General features: G+C 35.2%; 2 protein-coding genes. Both read left to right on the top strand.

From position 1 onward, the window contains the following. On the top strand, positions 1-1,762 hold a 1,762-nt coding region (locus V7164_RS25390; RefSeq protein WP_335355617.1), incomplete at its 5' end, for an LTA synthase family protein. Positions 1,763-1,942: 180 nt separating this feature from the next. Continuing rightward, a complete protein-coding gene (locus V7164_RS25385; RefSeq protein ID WP_335355616.1) occupies positions 1,943-2,176 on the top strand; it encodes a hypothetical protein in 234 nt (77 codons plus the stop codon).

Genomic DNA, 2,176 nt, shown 5'->3' with positions numbered 1-2,176 from the left:
ACGGATGCAATCAGTATTATTCATTACGATGAACTTCCTGATGTCGTTTTTATTATATGCAAATGTTGTTTATTACCGATTCTTCAATGACTTTATTACAGTTCCAGTCGTCATGCAAACGAAGACGAACGGGGGGCAATTAGGAGGAAGTGCTTTATCCCTCATGAGTCCTTTTGATGTATTTTACTTTATTGATACAATTATCCTGGCGTTTTTTATCTTTAAAAAATGGTACAACCCTAGTAAGACAGTAAGCAGAAAGCCTGCGAAGTATGTGATTGCAGCAGCTATCCTAACATTTATTATTAATCTAGGTCTGGCTGAAGCAGATCGTCCACAATTGCTTACTCGTTCTTTTGACAGAAACTATCTTGTGAAATATTTAGGTGCTTATAATTTCTCTGTTTATGATGTCATTCAAAATGCACAATCAGCTAGTCAAAGAGCTTTAGCTGATTCAAACGACATTACAGAAGTGGAGAACTATATTAAAGCTAATTATGCTGCGCCTAATCCTGAATACTTTGGAAAAGCGAAAGGAATGAATGTGATTTACATTTCTTTAGAATCACTTCAAACCTTTATTATCGATTACAAGTTAAACGGGCAAGAGGTAACTCCATTTTTAAACTCATTGGCGCATAATGGCGAAACGTTCTATTTTGATAATATTATTAACCAAACGGGTCAAGGAAAAACATCAGATGCTGAATTTATTATGGATAATTCTTTATATCCGATGTCTCAAGGATCTGTCTATGTAACAAAAGCTCAAAATACGTATCATGCCGCACCAGCTATATTGAAAACACATGGATATACGTCAGCAGCTTTCCACGGAAACTATAAAACGTTTTGGAATCGCAATGAAATGTATCGTTCTTTAGGATATGATCAATTTTTTGATGCAGAATATTACGATATGAGTGAAGAAAACACGAAAAACTATGGCATGAAGGATAAACCATTCTTTACTGAATCCATGCCGATGTTAGAAAGTCTGCCACAGCCTTTTTATACAAAATTCATTACTCTATCTAATCATTTTCCATTTAAAATGGATGAAGGGGATACTGATTTCCCTGCAGCTGAAACTGATAATAAGGTAGTGAACCAATACTTCCAGTCTGCGAATTATATGGACCAGGCAATTGAACAGTTCTTTAATGACCTTAAAGCATCAGGACTATATGATAATACGGTTGTTGTCATGTATGGCGATCATTATGGCATTTCAGAGAACCATAATGATGCGATGGCTGAAATTATCGGAAAAGAAATTACTCCTTTTGAGTATGCTAGAAATCTGCAAAGAGTTCCGGTATTCATCCATGTACCAGGAGTAGATGGCGGAGCTCAGCATCAAATTGGCGGCCAAGTAGATGTTCGTCCAACAGTGCTGCATTTATTAGGAATTGATACGAAGGATTATTTGGAAATTGGCTCTGATCTTTTGTCTAAAAACCATCGTGAAGTCATTCCATTCCGAAATGGAGACTTTGTCTCTCCAAAAGTGACCCAAGTGGACGAAAAATTCTATTCCAATGAAACAGGTGAGCTTGTAGATGGAGAAGGATATGCACATTTAGCTGAAAAAGCAAAAGCTGAACTGCAAATATCAGATAACATCGTGTATAAAGACCTTCTAAGATTCTATCAGCCAGATGGCTATGAACCAATTGACAGAAATGATTATCAGTATATAAAAAAGGAAGATCCGATCAAAAGTGAAACAGGAAAACAAACGGGCAATGTGGAATAATGGGAAGGGCGGAGAGTAAATCTTCGCTCTTTTTTTGTTGCTTTAAAGCTGCTTCATAATGTACAAAAAAAAAAATGTTTAACATAATATTATTATGTAAATAAAAATATTTGAAATTAGACTATCGATCATCTATATAGTAAAGTGAAGTTATAGTTTCATTAGACAGGAGGAATAATAATGAGCGAGTGTAAATTAGATCATTCACTTGAAGATGTTACGCTGAAGTACGAGCAGCAAAAGGATTTTTTACCTAATAGCATGGCTCCGCTATTTGAGGCTTTCTTTAATGAAGAACATACACAGGATATATTAAATGAAGTATTTCACCTGTTAAAGAAATATGATTTAGCAACAGAAGATGAGAAGGTGCACCGGGAAAACCGCTTAAATTTAGTTTTAAAAAATTTATAA

This window comes from Bacillus sp. JJ1474, assembly GCF_036965225.1.
GTDB lineage: Bacteria > Bacillota > Bacilli > Bacillales > Cytobacillaceae > Cytobacillus.
Note: the sequence above shows the minus strand (reverse complement) of the source record. Positions and strands in the feature narration are given on the sequence as shown.

Bases quoted from the DNA above. Each gene is read 5' to 3' on its own strand.
- V7164_RS25385 (WP_335355616.1), top strand. From the start codon at position 1,943: ATGAGCGAGTGTAAATTAGATCATTCACTTGAAGATGTTACGCTGAAG.